The sequence below is a fragment of the Flavobacterium sp. CF108 genome, from assembly GCF_900129795.1.
Lineage (GTDB): Bacteria > Bacteroidota > Bacteroidia > Flavobacteriales > Flavobacteriaceae > Flavobacterium.
The window spans coordinates 656,214-677,045 of record NZ_FQWW01000001.1; the positions used below are offsets into that span (position 1 = coordinate 656,214).

General features: G+C 36.7%; 8 protein-coding genes. 1 reads left to right on the forward strand and 7 read right to left on the reverse strand.

The window, feature by feature from the left end:
• Window positions 1–39 precede the first annotated feature (39 nt).
• The 6 genes from BUE10_RS02930 to rpsF form a co-directional block, all read right to left on the reverse strand.
• Entirely contained in the window at window positions 40–11,136 is an 11,097-nt protein-coding gene (locus BUE10_RS02930) for an Ig-like domain-containing protein (RefSeq protein WP_073482199.1), read from the reverse strand.
• Window positions 11,137–12,487: 1,351 nt separating this feature from the next.
• Window positions 12,488–12,961: a DUF6495 family protein gene (locus BUE10_RS02935; protein WP_073482202.1), complete on the reverse strand. Its 474-nt coding sequence runs from the start codon at window positions 12,959–12,961 to the stop codon at window positions 12,488–12,490.
• A 97-nt stretch (window positions 12,962–13,058) separates the two neighbouring features.
• Window positions 13,059–16,229: a TonB-dependent receptor gene (locus BUE10_RS02940; RefSeq protein WP_073482204.1), complete on the reverse strand. Its 3,171-nt coding sequence runs from the start codon at window positions 16,227–16,229 to the stop codon at window positions 13,059–13,061.
• 100 nt (window positions 16,230–16,329) lie between these two features.
• Complete coding sequence (gene rplI, locus BUE10_RS02945) at window positions 16,330–16,770, reverse strand: 50S ribosomal protein L9 (RefSeq protein ID WP_056205957.1); 441 nt, start codon at window positions 16,768–16,770, stop codon at window positions 16,330–16,332.
• Between the two features lie 66 nt (window positions 16,771–16,836).
• Window positions 16,837–17,133: a 30S ribosomal protein S18 gene (gene rpsR / locus BUE10_RS02950; protein WP_002987043.1), complete on the reverse strand. Its 297-nt coding sequence runs from the start codon at window positions 17,131–17,133 to the stop codon at window positions 16,837–16,839.
• A 5-nt stretch (window positions 17,134–17,138) separates the two neighbouring features.
• Window positions 17,139–17,480, reverse strand: a complete 342-nt coding sequence (rpsF, locus tag BUE10_RS02955) for a 30S ribosomal protein S6 (protein ID WP_007810575.1) — start codon at window positions 17,478–17,480, stop codon at window positions 17,139–17,141.
• A 177-nt stretch (window positions 17,481–17,657) separates the two neighbouring features.
• Between rpsF and BUE10_RS02960 the strand changes: the two genes are divergently transcribed.
• Window positions 17,658–18,356, forward strand: a complete 699-nt coding sequence (locus BUE10_RS02960) for a LytR/AlgR family response regulator transcription factor (RefSeq protein ID WP_053473460.1) — start codon at window positions 17,658–17,660, stop codon at window positions 18,354–18,356.
• On the opposite strand, the gene priA is transcribed toward BUE10_RS02960, so the two are convergent.
• Window positions 18,353–20,800 carry a replication restart helicase PriA gene (gene priA / locus BUE10_RS02965; RefSeq protein WP_073482206.1) on the reverse strand — a complete coding sequence of 816 codons (2,448 nt, stop codon included), beginning with the start codon at window positions 20,798–20,800 and terminating at the stop codon, window positions 18,353–18,355. The genes BUE10_RS02960 and priA overlap by 4 nt on opposite strands.
• Window positions 20,801–20,832 lie beyond the last annotated feature (32 nt).

A 20,832-nucleotide genomic window follows, 5' to 3' on the forward strand; every position in this document is an offset into this window, starting at 1 on the left:
TACTTATTTAGTTTAATTAATTAGATGATTAATAGAATGTTATCTCATTATTGATAACCATCCTTTTTTAACCGTTCCATCTCCAATGGTAATCACATAAAAATAAGTACCTGTTGGCAGCATATCTCCTCTATTAACTACTCCGGATACATTTGCAGTTCCGTCCCAATCGTTCTCATAGTGTGCTTTGCTGTACACTAATGCACCATATCTATTAAAAACTTTTAACTCATTGTTAGGATGTGTTTCGATACAATCAATTCTAAACAAGTCATTAGCTCCGTCATTATTTGGTGTAAACTCATTGTAAACTGTTAAACAAATTGGCTCAACCGAAGCTGAAGCTGAATTGTTTGCTGCATCGACATCTAAAGGAGTTGAGTTTTCGATAGCAGCAACATTTAAGTAATTTCCGCTTGAAAGTACTTCTGCAACTATTGTTAACGTTACACTTTGTCCTGCAGGCAGTGCTGGGATTGTCCAAAGTCCTGTTGCCGGATTATAAGTTCCTGTTGATGTATTAGAGCTAACTAAATTATATCCTGTTGGTAATAAATCACTAACAAGTGTATTGATGAAACCTCCTTCGCCAACATTGTTTACCGTAATTGTAAATGTTACGTTATCACCAAAATTTGGCGTTGGATTATCAACCACATTCGTAATTGTTAAATCAGAACATGTTGCCACTGTTACGTTTAAGAATTTAGTTGTGGTTTCATCACAAGTATTTGTGTAAGTAACCTCAACTCTTCCCGGTCCAATATCTGACCAAGAGATTGTTGCAGATCCGTCTGCAGTTCCTCCGCCAGAAGTGATTGTTCCGTTTGTAACTGACCAAACATAATTTGATTTTCCATTTGCAATTGAATAGGTTACTCCTTGGAAAACACATGGTGTGTCGTCTGTAGTTGTAAGCTGTACTAAAGCATCATTTTCAAAGGCTATTGTAATACCCAGTCTTGCTGCGCTTTCGCATCCGTTTGTTGTGTTACTAAGTGCAGCGGCATAATACGTACCGGCTGTTAGTAATGTTCCTGCTGGCAGCGGTGTTCCGCCTGTTGCGGTGGCGTAGAATACAACGTTTGGTTCATTAACCAAGATGTTTGCTATTGTTGGCAGTTTAGATAAACAGAACGTTTGTGTTGCATTTGGCGTTGTAATGACACCCGGGGTATTTACATTTACTGCAACTGCTAATCTCACTGGATTTTCACAATTTATAGCACTTGACACAGCTCCATAATAAGTTCCTGTTGCTAAAGCTGTTGTGGCTGGAATTGCTGTTCCGCCTGTAGCAGAAGTATACCAAATCACATTTGCTTCATTTACCTGAATATTAGCAACTGTTGGTGCATTTATTGAACAGAAATCCTGTGTAGCATCTGCTGTCGTTGGCGTTGGACTCGGATCTGTTACTGTTACAGTAACTTGTAAACGAGTTGAGCTTTCACAACCTGTTGCCGGATCTACAATATTTCCATAGTAAATACCTGATGTTAATGCTGTAGCTGCCGGAATCGCTGTTCCGCCTGTGGCTGTGCTAAACCAAGTTACATTGCTTTCATTTACCTGAATACTTGCAATTGTTGGTGAAGCTGTTGAACAGAAGCTTTGCACAGCATTGTTTGTTGTTGGATTAATTGTGTTTCCAACTGTAACTGCAACTAATAACCTCACGCTGCTTTCGCATCCTGTTACCGGATCCTGAATTGCTCCATAATAATTACCTGTTGCCAAAGCTGTTGTAGCTGGAATTGCTGTTCCGCCTGTAGCAGCTGTATACCAAACTACATTTATTTCATTTACCTGAATGTTAGCAACCGTTGGTGCATTTCCAGAACAGAAAGTCTGTGTAGCATCTGTAGTTGTTGGTGTAACAGGATCTGTTACCGTAACTGCAATTGCTAATCTTACTGCACTTTGACAATTTGTTGCCGGATCTAAAATGGCTGCATAATAAGTTCCATTTGTCAAAGCAGTTGTAGCTGGAATTGCTGTTCCACCTGTTGCTGTACTGTACCAAACAACATTTGATTCATTTACCTGAATATTGGCAAAAGTTGGTGCATTAACTAAACAAAAGTCTTGTGTTGCATCTGTTGTAGTTGGTGTTCCCGGATCGGTTACGCTTACGGCAACTGCTAATCTAACATTGCTTTCGCAATTAGTTGTCGGATCTAGAATTGAAGCGTAATAGGTTCGTGTTGCTAAAGCTGTTGTAGTTGGAACTGCTGTTCCGCCTGTGGCAGCTGTGTACCAAACTATTGTTCCAACAGCTGGTGTATTTATCTGAATGTCGGCAACTGTTGGCGCATCAACTAAACAGAAATCTTGTGTTGCATCTGTAGTTGTTGGTGTTCCTGGATCGGTAACACTTACTGCAATTGCTAATCTAACATTGCTTTCGCAATTAGTTGTCGGATCTAGAATTGAAGCGTAATAGGTTCCTGTTGCTAAAGCTGTTGTTGCAGGAACTGCTGTTCCGCCTGTGGCAGCTGTGTACCAAACTATTGTTCCAACAGCTGGTGTGTTTACCTGAATATCAGCAACTGTCGGAGCATCAACTAAACAGAAATCTTGTGTTACATCTGTTGTAGTTGGAGTTCCAGGATCTGTTACGCTTACTGCAATCGCTAATCTAACATTGCTTTCGCAGTTTGTTGTTGGATCTAGAATTGAAGCGTAATATGTTCCAGTTGCTAATGCTGTTGTTGCTGGAACCGCTGTTCCGCCTGTAGCAGCTGTGTACCAAACTATTGTGCCTACCGCTGGTATGTTTACCTGAATGTCGGCAACGGTTGGCGCATCAACTAAACAGAAATCTTGTGTTGCATCTGTTGTAGTTGGTGTTCCAGGATCAGTTACGCTTACTGCAACTGCTAATCTAACATTGCTTTCGCAGTTGGTTGTTGGATTTAGAATTGAAGCGTAATATGTTCCAGTTGCTAATGCTGTTGTTGCTGGAACCGCTGTTCCGCCTGTAGCAGCTGTGTACCAAACTATTGTTCCTACCGCTGGTGTGTTTACCTGAATGTCGGCAACAGTTGGCGCATCAACTAAACAGAAATCTTGTGTTGCATCTGTAGTAGTTGGTGTCCCAGGATCTGTTACGCTTACTGCAATCGCTAATCTTACCGCACTTTCACAATTTGTTGTTCCGTTCAAAATTGATGCATAATAAGTACCTGTAGTCAAAGCTGTCGTAGAAGCGATTGGAGTTCCGCCTGTCACAGCAGTATACCAAACTATTGTTCCAACGGCTGGTGTGTTTACCTGAATATCGGCAACTGTCGGCGCATCAATTAAACAGAAATCTTGTGTCGTATCTGTAGTAGTTGGTGTTCCCGGATCGGTTACACTTACTGCAACTGCTAATCTAACATTGCTCTCGCAGTTTGTTGCTGGATTTAGAATTGAAGCATAATATGTTCCTGTTGCTAAAGCTGTTGTAGTAGGAACTGCTGTCCCGCCTGTAGCAGCTGTATACCAAACTATTGTGCCTACTGCTGGTGTATTTATCTGAATATCGGCAACGGTTGGCGCGTCAACTAAACAGAAATCTTGTGTCGTATCTGTAGTAGTTGGTGTTCCTGGATCGGTTACGCTTACTGCAATTGCTAATCTAACATTGCTCTCGCAGTTTGTTGTTCCATTTAAAATTGAAGCGTAGTAGTTTCCTGTTACTAAAGCTGTTGTGGTTGAAATCGCTGTTCCGCCTGTGGCAGCTGTGTACCAAACTATGGTACCTGCTGCTGGTGTGTTTACCTGAATATCGGCAACGGTTGGTGCATCAACTAAACAGAAATCTTGTGTTGCATCTGTAGTTGTTGGTGTTCCTGGATCGGTTACGCTTACTGCAATCGCTAATCTAACATTGCTCTCGCAGTTTGTTGTTCCATTTAAAATTGAAGCGTAGTAGTTTCCTGTTACTAAAGCTGTTGTGGTTGGAATCGCTGTTCCGCCTGTAGCAGCTGTGTACCAAACTATTGTGCCTACCGCTGGTGTGTTTACCTGAATGTCGGCAACGGTTGGCGCATCAACTAAACAGAAATCTTGTGTTGCATCTGTTGTAGTTGGTGTTCCAGGATCAGTTACGCTTACTGCAACTGCTAATCTAACATTGCTTTCGCAGTTTGTTGCTGGATTTAGAATTGAAGCGTAATATGTTCCAGTTGCTAATGCTGTTGTTGCTGGAACCACTGTTCCGCCTGTAGCAGCTGTGTACCAAACTATTGTTCCTACCGCTGGTGTGTTTACCTGAATGTCGGCAACAGTTGGCGCATCAACTAAACAGAAATCTTGTGTTGCATCTGTAGTAGTTGGTGTCCCAGGGTCTGTTACGCTTACTGCAACAGCTAATCTTACCGCACTTTCACAATTTGTTGTTCCGTTCAAAATTGATGCATAATAAGTACCTGTAGTCAAAGCTGTCGTAGAAGCGATTGGAGTTCCGCCTGTCACAGCAGTATACCAAACTATTGTTCCAACGGCTGGTGTGTTTACCTGAATATCGGCAACTGTCGGCGCATCAATTAAACAGAAATCTTGTGTCGTATCTGTAGTAGTTGGTGTTCCCGGATCGGTTACACTTACTGCAACTGCTAATCTAACATTGCTCTCGCAGTTTGTTGCTGGATTTAGAATTGAAGCATAATATGTTCCTGTTGCTAAAGCTGTTGTAGTAGGAACTGCTGTCCCGCCTGTAGCAGCTGTATACCAAACTATTGTGCCTACTGCTGGTGTATTTATCTGAATATCGGCAACGGTTGGCGCGTCAACTAAACAGAAATCTTGTGTCGTATCTGTAGTAGTTGGTGTTCCTGGATCGGTTACGCTTACTGCAATTGCTAATCTAACATTGCTCTCGCAGTTTGTTGTTCCATTTAAAATTGAAGCGTAGTAGTTTCCTGTTACTAAAGCTGTTGTGGTTGAAATCGCTGTTCCGCCTGTGGCAGCTGTGTACCAAACTATGGTACCTGCTGCTGGTGTGTTTACCTGAATATCGGCAACGGTTGGTGCATCAACTAAACAGAAATCTTGTGTTGCATCTGTAGTTGTTGGTGTTCCCGGATCAGTTACACTTACTGCAACTGCTAATCTTACGCTGCTTTCACAGCCTGTAATAGCGTCTGTTGCAGCTCCATAATAAGTTCCAGTTGTTAATGCTGTTGCAGATGGAATCGCTGTTCCGCCTGTTGAAACATTATACCAAACTACATTTGATTCATTTACCTGAATACTTGCAATTGTTGGGGCATCAACTAAACAGAAATCTTGTGTAGTATCTGTAGTTGTCGGCGTATTTGGATCACTTATGATAATTACAGCATCTTGTAATGTTCCTGCAAGATTTTCACAAGTATTATCGCTGGCAACAGCCACATGATAAGTAATTGGACTCATTGCTTTTGTCAATCCTACAGCTGTTAAAACACCTGCTGCATTGATTGTATAAGTAACTCCTGCTATAACTGAACCATTTGTTATTGGCTGCGTTCTGGCTGCATCTAAATACCAGGTAAATACCGGATTTGTTAATGTTGGTGCAGTTGGAGTCAATGATGCTGGCACGCTGTGACAAACTGTTAAATCATCAACTAAAATATCATTTACAGTTGAAGGAGGCAGAATTGTAAATGTAATTTGTTTTCTGTCTGCAACTGCAGTTTCACAAAATTGATCTCCGCTAACTCCTACATAATAGGTATAAGTTCCCGGAGCTAATCCATTTACGATTAACTGTGCCGTTGTTTCTCCAGGAATCAACTGCGCTGTAGTTCCGTTAAAGCTATACCAGTAATAAACAGGATTTGTTACAACTGGTGTTCCGCTCAAACTTGTCGCTAATGTTACAGTTCCTGAAGGAGAACAAATTGAAGTTGTTGTTCCTCCATTTAAAGTAATATCTGTTAAAGCATTTACCGGAGTCGAAGCTTTAATTTCAACGGTTACTTCTCCTCTAGCAAAAGTTTCACAACCATAACGTACTGGCTGAACATAATATTTATAGATTCCTGCTGTTAAACTTGCCGGCACTGTATAAGTAATTCCTGTAGCAAGTGCAGTTCCTCCTGTTGGTGCATCATACCATATATAAGTTGAACAGGCTTCCTCGGGTATTTGAAGCGTTATATCCGCTCCCGGGCAGACCGTTATTTTATTATCCGGATCAGCTCCTATTACGGTTGTGTTTGCAACTCTTTCTACTGTGTGAACTCTTAATAAATCTAATACCCCTAAAGTTCCTCCTAAACGAATTCTTACTCTATCGTATGATTCTGCTGTTGGTGAAGAAACCAAAACCATTGCCATTGTATTTCCCGGCAATAAGTTTGAGCTAAAAAATGGACTTGAATTGTCAATTGGCGCTCCAACGGCAACACTTCCCAAGTAACGCTGAATAGTAAATCCATTTAATAAATTAACACTTAAAATTGAACCTGGTCTTGAAACGACAATTCTTAGTGTATCACTTACAACTGATGGTGTTTTGAATTCAACTGTTAAATCGGCAGCAGCCAAAACTCCTAATCCGCTGTACATTGTAGCAAAAGTTGCAATATCATTGTCTGCAACATTCCATGCATCGCTCACTCCTATTGCACCTGTAACAGTTATAGCTCCTAAATCAGTTGCGCCATAAAAAATATCACGAATATCCCCAGACGTACAAACGGCACTTGAAACTGATCTGTTATAATGTGCGTCGAATACTTTTGTGTTTTGAACAACACTTAAAAGTGAAGCTGACTGAATACGTATTCCGTCATAATTCTGCGGACCCGAAGCATCTGAAGGGACAAACGTAAACTCAAAGGTATTGTCTCCAGGAATTAAATTCAATAATGGGCCAGATATGGACTGCATTGTTCCGATATCAACTCCTCCAATTGTGCCTATTACTGATAAATTTTGACCAACCGCTAATAAGCTGGATTCAGAACCCAATTTAATAGTTACCGGTGTTCCTTTTACAATAGGTGCCGGCCAGGTTAAATCTTGCCAGGTTGTACCCACTCCTAAAAGTCCTAAACCTGTTGTAATTGTAGAGAATGTCTGCGGATCACCGTCAACTGCATTTGCTCCGTCGGTAACTGTTCCTGTAACTATTGTTCCAGATGTTTGTGCTGTTGCATAAACTCTTTCTGTTAAAGATTGACAATTGCTAAGATCAATTACATTAATTACTTTGGTTGCAGTTGCAGAACAGATTCCGTCGCTGGCAACAACTGTATAAGTATAAACTCCCGGTGTGTTTAAAACTCCGGTAGTAAATGTTGGTCCGGTTAAAGCATTTCCTTGAGGATCAAACCATGAAATTGTTCCTGTTGATGTCGCTGTTAAGGTAACATTTGAACCTATATTTACGGATTCTGATGGATTTGTTACAACTAAACTTGGCAATGCATTTATTGTCACTGTAACAGATTGCTGTACCGAAGGACAAGTAACTCCATTACCCTGAGCTAAAATTGAATAAACACCACTTAATGTAATATTAGCCGCAGCATCTGCAGTTATTACATTATTTGATGGATCATAAAAAGTATAAGTTGTATTTCCTGTTGAATCAAAATTAGTTATTGCATCTCCTAAATTGGCACTTCCACAACCTGCTAATGCTGCATTTACAGTTAAAACAGTAGTTGAAGGGAAGTTAACGGTTACTTGTTTTAATGTTCCGTTTACATTTTCACAAGTTCCGCCATTTAAAATGGATACGAAATAATTATAAGGCGTTCCTGCAGCATTTAAACCTGCTATAGTAAGTTCTCCTGTTATGGCATCTTTCGTAAATGTTACTCCAGGCTGAGTTGCTACTGTAGTTCCTGTTATAATTTCCTGAGTTTTATTTTGATCTGTATAATATTTAAACTCAGCTCCTGTAATTGTTGATGATGTTGGAGTTAATACTGCACCTCCGGCACAAGTAGCCTCAACTGGAGTTGTAATTATAACATCAGCATCTGTAGGAATTGACAATACTGTAACGGTAACTGCCTGACGTAAACTATTAATACAAGTTCCTCCACGAGTTGCTTCTAAATAATATGTTGTAGTAGATGTTAAAGAAGCCGTTGGATTAACTGCAACAATGTTTCCTCCTGTTGGTGCATCATACCATGTAAAGGTTTCTGTTCCTGTAGAAGAAGCTGTTAAAGAAGCTGTCTGTCCTGAACAAATTGGTGCCGAAGCTCCTGTTATTACTGCATTTGGAAATCTGTAAGAAGCAGCATAAATGTACAAATTAGCTAATGCTGTTGCCAAACCTCCTAATCTTACCTCAACCTGATCAAATGGTGCAGTTGCAGTAAAACTTGCTTTAAATCTATTTCCTGACAATGGTTGAAGATTCAATAAATTATCTGTAATTACAACCCTGTCATTATTATACGTTACCCCATTAAAAGTTGCCAGACTAACCGCTCCTAATAATGTACCATTGGTTAATCCGCCAGGTAATTCTAATTCAACATCAATTATATCTCCTGTCTGACCTGGCGTTGCAAAAGTCAAAAGCTGCTGAATGTAACCTCCAACACCGAGTGGTACAGTAAGTTCTGCATATGTACTTATATCACCATCTACAGAATTATTTTCATTAGCAGAAGTACACAAAACACATAAACCACCCGTACTTGTTATTTGAGAGCCGGCTTGTAAACAAGTACTAACATTATTTATTACAATAACATTAATAACTCCTCTTACTGGATTTGTACAATCTGTCAGTGCATCAACTGCTTCAACATAATATGTTTTGTTAGCTGTTAAAACAGGGCTTGGAGTATATGATGTTGTATTTAAAGCTACAGATGTACCTCCTGTTGGAACATCATACCAATTGTATGTCACTCCTACTACAGGATTAGAGACTGACAATGCAACTGTTTGCCCAGATTGTATAATAACATCTGAAGAAGCAAAAGTTGGCACTGCAGGCAGTGGATTAATGGTAAGATTTACAGCTGTACGTGTTGGCGTTGAACAACTTCCAACAACTGCTTCAACATAATAATTTGTATTTGCTGTTAAAGCCGGTGTCGTAAATGAAGTTCCTGTAAATACCAAATTTCCTCCTAATGCAGCATCGTACCAATTATAAGTCGTACCTACTACTGGTGCCTGAACCGTTAAAGTCGTTGTCCCTCCGCTGCATATTGTTGATGGAGAAACATCAACTACAGGCAGTACAGGATTATCTACTAAAACCTGAACTGGGTTTCTTTCACTGTTAACGCAGCTATTTCTTGTTATTTCAACATAATAAGTTGTTGCTGTTGTTAAAGCCGGAGTTGTAAATGCAGCTGTAGAAGCTAGTGAAGCCCCGCCAGTCGATGCGTTATACCAATTAACAGTTTCACCAACTGCAAGAGCGGCGGTTAATGTTGTCGTTTGTCCGCTGCAAATAGTTGTATTTCCTGTTATAACCGGAGCTTTATATCTATAAGCTGCCTGATAGATATCTAAATTTGCTACTAACGCAGCCAAACCTCCTAATCGAATTTCTACACGATCAAAATTTGCTCCGGCAGTTATGCTTGCTCTAAAACGGTCTCCGCTTAATGCTTGCAAAATAATTGACGGATTGTCAATTGAAATTCTGTCATTATTATACGTTGCTCCATTATACGTTGCCAGACTAATCTCTCCTAATAATGAAAGATTGGTTAATCCGCCTGGTATTTCTAATTCAACATCAACAATGTCACCCGTCTTACCCGGATTAGTAAATTGCAATGTCTGCTGAATCCATCCATTAATTAAACCAAGAGGAACCGTAAGTCTTGCTGCAGTTGCTGTATTTCCATCTACAGAATTATTTGGATCTGTGGAACTACACAATAAACACAAACCATTTTGTGTTGTCTGCTGGCTGCTGGCTTCAAGACATCCACCTAAAGCTGACAACTGAACCGTAACTGTTAAAGGAACTCTTACTGCACTAACACAGCTGCCGTTTGGGCTTTGAGCTTCAACGTAATATGTTGTTGTTGCAGTTAAAATAGGTGTAGTAAAATTTGGGGTATTTGTTGCAACCGGTGTTCCGCCTGTAGGCACATCATACCAATTTAATTGTGCTCCGGGTTCAGAAGTTTCTGCATTTAGAGTTGCACTCTGCCCTGACTGAATCGTAACACTTTGTGTTAAAACTGTTGGTGTTGCAGGAACTGCCGTAGAAACTACATTGACTGTAGTACGTGTAGGGCTTATACAACTGCCTATCGCACCTTCTACATAAAAGGTTGTAGTACCCAAAGGGACTGTAGGTGAATAGGTTGTTCCGGTTGCTAATGCTACTCCTCCACTTGCAACAGAAAACCAAGAGTATGTTGTTCCCGGAATTGGGTTTAAAAGCGTTAAAGTAGTCTGCTGCGTTGCTCCTGTAGAACAAATAGCAGTCCCAGCGTTATTAACCGCCGGCGCAACCGGGTTAGAAACATTAAGAACAACAGGTACCCGGACATTGCCTTCGCATCCAGCTGCACGGGAAATACCAATATAATAAGTAGTATTAGCATTTAAAGCAGGAGTTGTATAAGTGTTTCCTGTTGCTAATGGTGTTGTCGACGCTTCAGAACTATACCATGCAAGCGTAGTTCCTGCTGCTGGAGTGGCTGTAAGCGTTGTCGCAGATCCGGCACAAACAGTTTGTGATAAACCGCCAGTAACTGTTGGCTGTGCAAACTCTAAACGAACATCATAAAGTCGTAAACTGAGTAAAAGACTTAAAGTCCCTCCAACTTGAATTTGTACTTGATTTGCATCGCCTGTTAAGGTATATTTTGCAACCCCAACAGTGTTTCCCAATAAAAAAATCAAATTCAAACTCGGGTCATTCAAAGCTACACTTGAACCTACATTGGTACCAGACATTTTGGTTTGAAGAGATACATTAGATAATAATCCAAGATCCAGCAAACCATTCCCTGTACCAAAGTAAATTGCAATTTGATCTCCTGCTCTTGCCGTCTGGTTCAAGGTCATTGTTTCTTCAACGAAACAACTTACACCAACAGCATTTGTCAGGGTTGCAAAAGTCGTTAAGCCTGCGCTGTCATAAGCGTTGGCGGGACTATCTACATTTAATCCTAAGCACAAAAATCCGCCTTGACTATTTGTTTGAGACACTGGTCTACAAATAGTCTGCGAAAATGAATTCGTGCATAATAAGAATAAAAATAATAGTCCTAATAATCTCTTCTGAAAGTTGAGACTACAAAAAGTAAATTTTTTTTTCATAATTTGGAAGATTAGAAAATGGACAATAAAATACCTGCTGCCATAAGCACGTATGCTTAGGCAATTAAAAAAACATTAAAAATCAATTAGTTAAACTCTAAAACAAATCCTTAGTACATAAAGAACTATAATTTAAATTTTTATTAAAAAAATTACGTTGTATCTAGTACACCGAAGTATACAATTGTGGCCTTTTTATTTTCTTCAAATAAAAAAAATCTCGAAACTTTTGGGAAATATTGATCTGCACCAATCTTCCAAATGAAGTGATTTGTTTTAAAATTAATTTTCATAAAAGAAAACTTAAAGTGTAAGGGGAGAATTTTAATTCAATAATATTTAACCAATTTCAAATAGAAAGTTGATTACTCTTTCTATGATTTTGATTTATCTAAAACCAAAATCTAAATTGAATCAATTAGACATTAAAGGTTTGTCCATTAAAAATAAAATTTAACGGATGACATAATCGTCTACACAATGTAGACAACACTTTAAATATTTAGAATTGAATATTAAAAACTTTTGAAAAAAGTCTGTAATAAAAGAAGGATAATCAAAAGGATGAATAAGTTTGTTTTTCTTCAGAATAATAAAATATAAAGCTAAAATGATATGAAGACCTAATGCAAACTCGATAAAGAAAGTAAATGTCAATTCCATAAGCAGAGCGATTAAAAGTTATTATTACAAAGGCGATTCAATTATAATTATTACATAGTATATTTTTTGAACTTAAAAGTTTAACAGATAAATTTTCTTTTGATTCTTATAGAAAAACCGAAAAACATTTTGTTTAACTTTTCTATTCTAAAATTATAAAAAACAAAACAATAAAACAAGTATAAAATTCTTATTTTTTTGAAGCTTTCTAAAAATTAAAAACTAATAAAGCTTTGTTAATATAAGAAAATACAGTGTTTTTATTTTAAAAACAACCGATTTCAAAAGACATAAAAACACTAGTGTTTTTATGTTAAATTTATTTTTTGTAGGTTTTAAATTACATTAAATAAATTTCAAACGATTGAAATTTAACAATTTAGAACTTAATGCAGTCAAAATTCATTAAAAATGAGACGAAATCATAAACTTTTAGTTATTGATAAAAAACCACGTAAAAATACGGGTGTTTAAAAATACAAAACATTAAACAAAAGTTAAAAACATAAAAAAAGGATAAACAATTAACATCATTGCTTATCCTTTTATAATATTTTGAAAATGAACTTATTACAACCTAAGACTCTAAAATTGTATTAATTTGAGTAAATAATTGTCCGTCACTTAAAAAAGCACCTTGTTTGATCAATTCAAAAATAGAAGAATTTCTATCCTCAGTAAAAACCTTTTTTCCAACTTTCATTTCTATATTTTCAGTAAACATATTATCGCTAAGCCATTGCAATCCTTCTTTACTTAAAAAATCAGTTTCTGGAAGTAATGACTTCAAAACTATCGATTGTACATAAGTATCAAAACATTGAAATAAAAAGATATGATTTTTTGAAAAATGCTCTAAAAATTCAGCTCTGCCCAAAACACCTTCCCAAATTAAATCTGAAAAAACATCCAGTTCCTGCTCTGCAACTTCTGGCTTATTTACTTTAAGAGAATCCCACTCTGCTTTATCTATTGCCTGAGTTGCTAAAAAACTTGCAAATTCTGCATGCAATTCATCAAACTGCTCTTTTGTTAATCTTGCGTACTTCATCTATTTTTTTATTGTTTAAACGCATTAAAAAGAGCTTTTAATAACAAAAAAAAGCCCTCGCAAATGCGAGGGCAAATTTATAACTTTTTTGTCATTACTAAAATATGTATCTAACACCAAATTGAGCCTGCCATCTCGACGTTAAACTGGCATCATAACTAAATGTTTTGGTCTGGGTATTATTAAAGGTATATGTTGGTGTATTTCCAACAACAGTCACCCCAATAGGCTGAACACTGGTTGGTACCTGAACAACGCCCCAATCAGAATTTAATAAATTTCCAAAATTTAAAATATCGATACTAAACTGAATAGTGTTTGTTTTTTCAGATGCTGATGAATATTTAAAATTATAATCCTGCAATAATTTAATATCACATCGTCCTCTCCAAGGTGATATAGCACCATAACGTTCTGCATACTGCCCTCTACGATCTTTCATATATTTATCCTGCGAAATAAATTTATCAAAAGCTTCGCCCTGGCCAGCACCGCTAAAAGTCATTTGGCCAATCTCTGCCGTTGTTGGAATATAAATCAAATCATTAACAGTAGAACCGTCTCCGTTGATATCTCCTCCATACGTATAATTAAAACGTCCGCCCTGAGCATATTCACAAAACGCAGAAACTGTAGTTGCCCACTTATCCTTTCCGTATTTCCATTTTTTTGAAGCTACACCAATAAAACGATGATTATCGCCATATTTAGAATTCGAAAGAACATCATTATTTACATTTCCTAAAGCAGGATTAAAAGAAAAAGCATCTCCGGTAATTTCTGCTTCAATAGAGTTAACATCTTTTGATTTCATATAATTATAAGCAATACTGGCATACAATCCACTTACAAATGTTTTCTGCACTTTAACAGAAGCATTAAAAGCACCCCCTTTATCAGAATTTGTCATCACATACGCATTATTTGCGCCATGATCTGAGGCTACATAAATTGGTCTGTTGTCCACACCCGCCAAAGTTCCCGTTGGAGGTTTTAATCCCCAGTTTTGCACATGTACCGCATTAATATCTCTATTATGCGATAAATCAAGCGTTACAATATAATTATTTTCAAATCGATGATCGTAACCTAAACTTGTTCTCCATACTTGCGGCCATTTATAATCCGGATCCATAATCTGCAAAAAGCTGTCATCTGCGCCACTTACCTGATTTCCTAACCAAACAAACGGAATTCTTCCTGTAAAAATTCCAGTTCCCCCTCTAAGCTGCGAAGTTGCATTACCTTTTACATCCCAATTAAATCCAAATCTAGGCGACCACAAAATTCTATCGCTAGGTAAATCTGTAGAAATTAATTTAACCGCTTGTCCTGTTTGAGGATTATAATAATCAATACTATTATCCCTTCCTGCTCCTCCATTATCAGTATCTATATATTTCTGAATCAAATCTGCAGTATTAAAATACAACGGTTTATCAATTCTTAAACCAAAAGACAATTTAAAATCATTGCTTATACTAATATCATCCTGAGCATAAAATGCCCACTGACCTACATTTAGTTCTGCCAGTTTCCATCCACCGTCGCTGCCTACAGCAAATTGGCTTTTAGCATTATATGTATCTTGCGCATACTTAAGGTTTTGTGCAATAATGCTTGTAGCATATGGCTGCGCAGCATCATTTAAGAAATCTTGTACTGTAAAATAAGGTGTAAAGAATGTTCCTGCATACCCATTTGGGTTTCCAAAATTATCATAACCTGCTAAATTGAAAGAGTTTTTAAATTCAAATTTTTCAAAAGAAGTTCCAAAAGTAAAAGCATGATTACTAACAGCATATGTCAAATTGTTAGTAATTTGAATTACTTTTTGATCTAAAGTATTATTTATAGAAAATGGTTCATGACCTGCAATAATATAATTTGATCCTGCCCCATCCTGAATATTTATAACAGGCGCCGGAACAGAAAATGGGTCTCTGTAATCCTTAAAATGAGTGTAACCTGCCTGTAACTTGTTCGATACCGATTCGCTAAATTTAGAATTCAATTCCACTAAAAAGGAACTCAGTTTATTATTGATTTGATATCCTGAATTTTGAAACTGTAATATGGAAGCATTTGGACCTCTAAAACCTAAGGCCGTTGGGTGTGCCGGTTTGTCTTTTGAGGCATCAAGAAAATTATAAATAACCGCTAATTTATGATTATCAGTAATATTCCAATCTACTTTTATAATTCCTTTACTTGAATTTGATTCGTGTTTAAATCCCTGATAGGCTCCAGTATTATAACCTAATTTTGCTAAGGCATCAGAAACTGCTATTAAATCAGATTCTAAAACTCTTGATTCATTAATTCCGGTTACACCATCATTATTATTGGCCACAAAATTAGAACCTAAATCACTTCGTTTATCAATTTCAAAATTTCCAAAAATGAATAATTTATCTTTAATAATTGGTGCTCCTAAGCTAAATCCAGCCTGAGTCTGCTCTAATGAAGGCACAAATATTTTCTCTCCTTTAATTTTACTTCCCGTTAAATCCTGATTTCTGTAAAAAGCATAGGCCGTACCATGAAATTCATTCGTCCCTGATTTGGTAACCGCATTTACAGAAGCTCCTGTAAAACCAGACAATGTCACATCATAAGGAGCTGTAGCAACCTGAATCTGCTCAATTGCATCTAACGATATTGGCTGAGCGCCTGTCTGCCCTCCTGGAGTTGCAGCATCAAGTCCGAAAGGGTTATTAAAAACCGCTCCGTTCAAGGAGTAATTGTTATATTGATCATTTCTACCGCCAAAAGACCCGCCGCTCGCAGTTGGCTCAAGACGTGTAAAATCTTCTGCCGATCTTGAAATTGTTGGCAGCGCTGTTAGCTCTCTCCTTCCAATTGTAGTTTCGGCACCGGTTTTTCCGCTTTTAAAAACTTTATCTTTTGAGGTTACTTTAACTTCTTCAAGAGCCTGACTTTCATCAGCAAGAAGTACATCTATATTAAATGGTTTTCCTAAATCCAGATATATGTCATTATATTCCTGACTTTGATAGCCAACAAACGTTACTAAAATCTTGTAAGGTCCGCCAATTCTCATGTTCAAAATATTAAACCTTCCATTTTCATTGGAAACGGCAGAATATTTAGTTCCAGTAGGAGTATGAACTGCTAAGATACCAGCTCCCGGTAATAGTTCGTTACCTGAACTTTTTACAATACCCTTAATACTCGACGTTGTGGTTTGTCCTGTGGCCGCGGTGAGTCCCAGCACACATAACATTAATACAAATAGTTTTTTCATTTTCCTGGTTTTGAGTGAGTTAATTCACTCAAAATTAGGCAAAAAAAAATCACTCCTAAGAGTGATTTTTATATTTTATTAACAAGAAGTTAACAAAATGTTATTTTTCAGCGATAATCTCGTATGGTAATTCAACGATAACATCTCTGTGTAAACGGATGCTAGCTGTATATTTTCCTGTACGTTTTACGATACCACTAGTGATGAATTTTCTATCAATAGCGTTACCTGATTTCTCTAAAGCTTCAGCAATGTCAATGTTTGTGATAGAACCAAAAAGTTTCTCTCCACCAGCTTTTGCAGTAAGTTTAATTTCAAGAGCTTTTAAAGTTTCAGCTAATGCTTTAGCATCAGCAACCACTTTAGCTTCTTTATGTGCTCTTTGTTTTAGGTTTTCAGCTAAAACTTTTTTAGCAGAAGGAGTTGCTAATGAAGCAAAACCTTGAGGGATTAAAAAGTTACGACCGTAACCAGGTTTTACAGATACTACATCATCTTTAAATCCTAAGTTTTGTACGTCTTGTTTTAAAATAAGTTCCATGTTGTTGTCCTTATATTTTAGAAGTTAGGTTCTGATTGAACAGAAACCAGCGACTAGAGTTTTTAATTATTTTAATAAATCGGCCACGTATGGCATTAAAGCTAAGTGACGAGCTCTTTTTACAGCTACAGAAACTTTTCTTTGGTATTTTAATGAAGTTCCAGTTAAACGACGAGGAAGAATTTTTCCTTGCTCATTTACGAATTTCAATAAGAAATCAGCATCTTTATAATCGATGTATTTGATTCCTGATTTTTTGAAACGGCAATACTTTTTAGTTTTGTTAGTTTCAATGTTTAAAGGCGTTAAATATCTGATATCTCCGTCTTTTTTTCCTTTTGCAGATTGCTCTATTGTAGACATAATGATTAAGCTTTAGTAGATTTTAATTTTGCTCTTCTTCTCTCCGCCCATGAAATAGCATGCTTGTCTAAACTTACAGTTAAGAAACGCATAACTCTTTCGTCACGTCTAAATTCAGTTTCAAAAGCAATTAGAACTTCTCCAGCTACTTTGAACTCAAATAAGTGATAAAAACCACTTTTTTTGTTTTGGATTTCGTAAGCCATTTTTTTAAGACCCCAATCCTCTTTTGATACCATTTCAGCTCCTCTACTAGTAAGAAATTCTTCAAATTTCGTTACTGTTTCCTTCACCTGAACCTCAGATAAAACGGGATTTAAAATGAAAACAGTTTCATAATGATTCATAAATAAAAAATTTATTTGTTAAAATTGGGTGCAAAAGTAACCATTATTTTTAAATATACAACACATTTTTTCTTTTATTCGTCATAATGCAAAAATTATACGTCTATTTTAGTTTTTTTTCCAAAAAAACTATACATTTACTACTGCTATCCTGAATTTATTCTAAATTTAAATGTTATGAAACTAAACTGTGTTGTTGTGGATGATAGTTCTATACAAAGGACAATTATTGCAAAATTAGTTAATAATCACCCAGGTTTGCACTTAATCGGGGATTTTTCTAATGCAATAGAAGCAAAAAGTTGTATCTCATTAAATAATATCGACTTAATTTTTCTTGATATAGAAATGCCAGTCATTAATGGCTTTGATTTTCTTGATGGTTTAAAATCTAAACCACAAATTATATTTATCACTTCTAAAGCTGAATACGCATTAAAAGCTTTTGATTATGATGCCACTGATTATCTGCAAAAACCAATCGCTGTAGACCGTTTTAATGCTTCTGTAAAAAGAGCAATTGATATGCATTTGCTTAAAAAAGAAGTCAAAGAAGAAGAAGGCGAACATATTTTTATAAAAAGCAACCTCAAAAAACTTAAAATATTCACTGCTAAAATCAAATGGATTGAAGCTTTTGGAGATTACGTAAGAGTTGTTACCGAAGACGATAGCAATCTTGTCCTTTCGACAATGAAATCTTTTGAAAATGATTTATCAAAAGACAAGTTCATTCGTGTACACAAATCGTATATTATTAATATTGATAAGGTAGAGCGCTTTAATAGTAAATTTGCAGAAATCGGAATTACGAAAATTCCGCTTAGTCGAAACAAAAAGGAAGATTTAGTAAAAGCATTGTCGACATCTAATTAATAGAAATCGACATTGACAACAATTTTTATAGCTCTGTACTGAGCAACCGCTTCAAAACTATTCAACATTTTCTGAATAGTTTTTTTTGTGTTTCCTAAATGCAGGTTTTGCGGAATCTTAATTAAGATAGTCCTTATATATTCATTTCGAATTCTGCTAATGGCCGGCTCTTCCGGACCCAAAACAGGCATATTCAAGTTCTGACTTAAAACCTGATATAACCACATGGACCCTTCTTTCAATTTATCAAAATCACGATGCTTTATCGTTAGTTTAATAATCCTGAAATAGGGCGGATATTTATAAATCTGTCTGTCATACAATTGCTCCTTATACATACCTATATAATTATGGTTTGTAACCTGCTGAATTGTATTGTGACTTGGATTATAGGTTTGAATAACAACTTTACCTTGTTTTTCTGATCTTCCTGCCCTTCCTGCAACTTGTGTCATCATTTGAAAACTTCGCTCAAAAGCCCTAAAATCGGGATGATGCAGCATATTATCCGCATTCATGATTCCAACCAAGCTTACGTTATCAAAATCTAAACCTTTGGCCAGCATTTGAGTTCCTACCAAAATATCAATTTCCCGATTTTTAAAGGTATCGATAATCTTTTCAAAACCGAATTTGCCGCGAGTCGTATCCTGATCCATTCTTCCCGTTTTGGCTTTCGGAAAGAGCGATAACAACTCCTGCTCTATTTGTTCTGTCCCAAAACCTTTGGTTGTTAAATCAATGCTCGAACAGCTGTGACAATGCGTTGGTTTTGCAATCGAATACCCACAATAATGGCAGCGTAATTGATTTTTAAATTTATGAAAAGTCAAACTCACATCGCATTGCTGACAATGTGGTACGTGTCCACATGTGATACATTCTATTATAGGAGAATATCCCCTTCTGTTTTGAAACAAAATCACTTGTTCGCCTAGAGATAAAGCTTCGGCCATTTCTTCTATTAAAACATCGCTAAAATGCCCCGTCATTCGTTTTCTGAAATGCTTGTCTTTTAAGTCAACCAAAACAACTTCTGGCATTCGAACATTTTTATAACGTTCTGTAAGCGTAACTAAACCGTATTTTTCGCTTTGGGTATTAAAATAGGTTTCAATACTTGGCGTTGCCGAGCCTAAAAGCACTTTAGCATTATGAAAATTTGCCAGAACAATAGCCGCATCTCTGGCGTGATATCTCGGCGCAGGATCTGTCTGTTTAAAAGTCTGCTCATGTTCTTCATCCACAATCAACAAACCAAGATCGTTGAAAGGTAAAAACAATGCCGACCTCGCTCCTATTACAATTTGTGCTTTCACTGAATTTTCGAGTGTTTGTTTCCAAACCTCAACTCTTTCATTATTACTGTATTTAGAATGAAAAACAGCTACTTTATCTCCAAAATGAAGTCGCAATCGTGAAACTAATTGTGTTGTAAGTGCAATTTCCGGAAGGAGATATAAAACCTGTCTTCCCGTTTGCAGATATTCTTCGATTAATTTAATGTAGATTTCTGTTTTTCCGCTTGAAGTAACGCCGTGAAGTAAGCAGACTTCTTTCTCAGAAAAACTCTCTTTTATTGCGGTAAAAGCATTTTGCTGTGCTTCACTTAGCTGTAATTCTTTATCTGATTTTTCTCCGTTAAATAAAATACGATCTTGCTGTAAATAATACTCTTCAAAAATTTCATTCTTAACCAAAGTCTTCACAACGGCTGAAGTTGAGCCTGAAACTTCCACCAGTTTATTAACTGTTATTGGCTTTTTTTCTGAAGCACTTATTTGAAAATATGCTAAAACAATTTCTTTTTGCTTATCACTTCTCAAAATATCCAGCAAATTCGTCAAACCTTGATCTGTTTCGTATTGTGAATGTAATTTCACATATCGAACCAGTTTTGGTTTGTAGCTTTCTTTTATTTCTTCTTCTAAAACAATAATATCTCTTGCTATTAATTTTTGAAGAATTGGCAGGATGTTTTTTCTATTTAAGATTGAAGCAATTTCCTGAACTTTAAGTGAACTTTGATGCTGCAGTGCTTCGTAAACCAAAAATTCATCGTCAGAAAGTTCAGAATCATTGACAACAACTTCTGGTTTGTGCGAAACAATAGTTTCACTTTCTAATAATAATCCAGTTGGGAAAGCTCCGCGATACACATCGCCAATACCACACATATAATAATTAGCAACCCAAAGCCAGTGCTTAATCTGGGTTTCGGTAGCAATTGCTTTTTCATCTAAAATTTGATGGATTTCTTTAGCCTCATATAATGTGGGCGCATTTTCATGTATATCTAATACAAGTGCTGTATATATTTTACTTTTACCAAAAGGCACCGCCACACGCATTCCCTTTTTTATAAAATGGAATTCGGCCTCAGAAACACGATATGTAAAGGTTTTTGCTAAGGAAAGCGGTAAAATAACTTCGATAAAAAACATGTAGATATTTTAATAAAGATTGGAGAATATAT

Bases quoted from the DNA above. Each gene is read 5' to 3' on its own strand.
- BUE10_RS02960 (WP_053473460.1), top strand. From the start codon at position 17,658: ATGAAACTAAACTGTGTTGTTGTGGATGATAGTTCTATACAAAGGACA.
- priA (WP_073482206.1), bottom strand. From the start codon at position 20,800: ATGTTTTTTATCGAAGTTATTTTACCGCTTTCCTTAGCAAAAACCTTT.
- BUE10_RS02940 (WP_073482204.1), bottom strand. From the start codon at position 16,229: ATGAAAAAACTATTTGTATTAATGTTATGTGTGCTGGGACTCACCGCG.
- rplI (WP_056205957.1), bottom strand. From the start codon at position 16,770: ATGGAACTTATTTTAAAACAAGACGTACAAAACTTAGGATTTAAAGAT.
- rpsF (WP_007810575.1), bottom strand. From the start codon at position 17,480: ATGAATCATTATGAAACTGTTTTCATTTTAAATCCCGTTTTATCTGAG.
- BUE10_RS02935 (WP_073482202.1), bottom strand. From the start codon at position 12,961: ATGAAGTACGCAAGATTAACAAAAGAGCAGTTTGATGAATTGCATGCA.
- rpsR (WP_002987043.1), bottom strand. From the start codon at position 17,133: ATGTCTACAATAGAGCAATCTGCAAAAGGAAAAAAAGACGGAGATATC.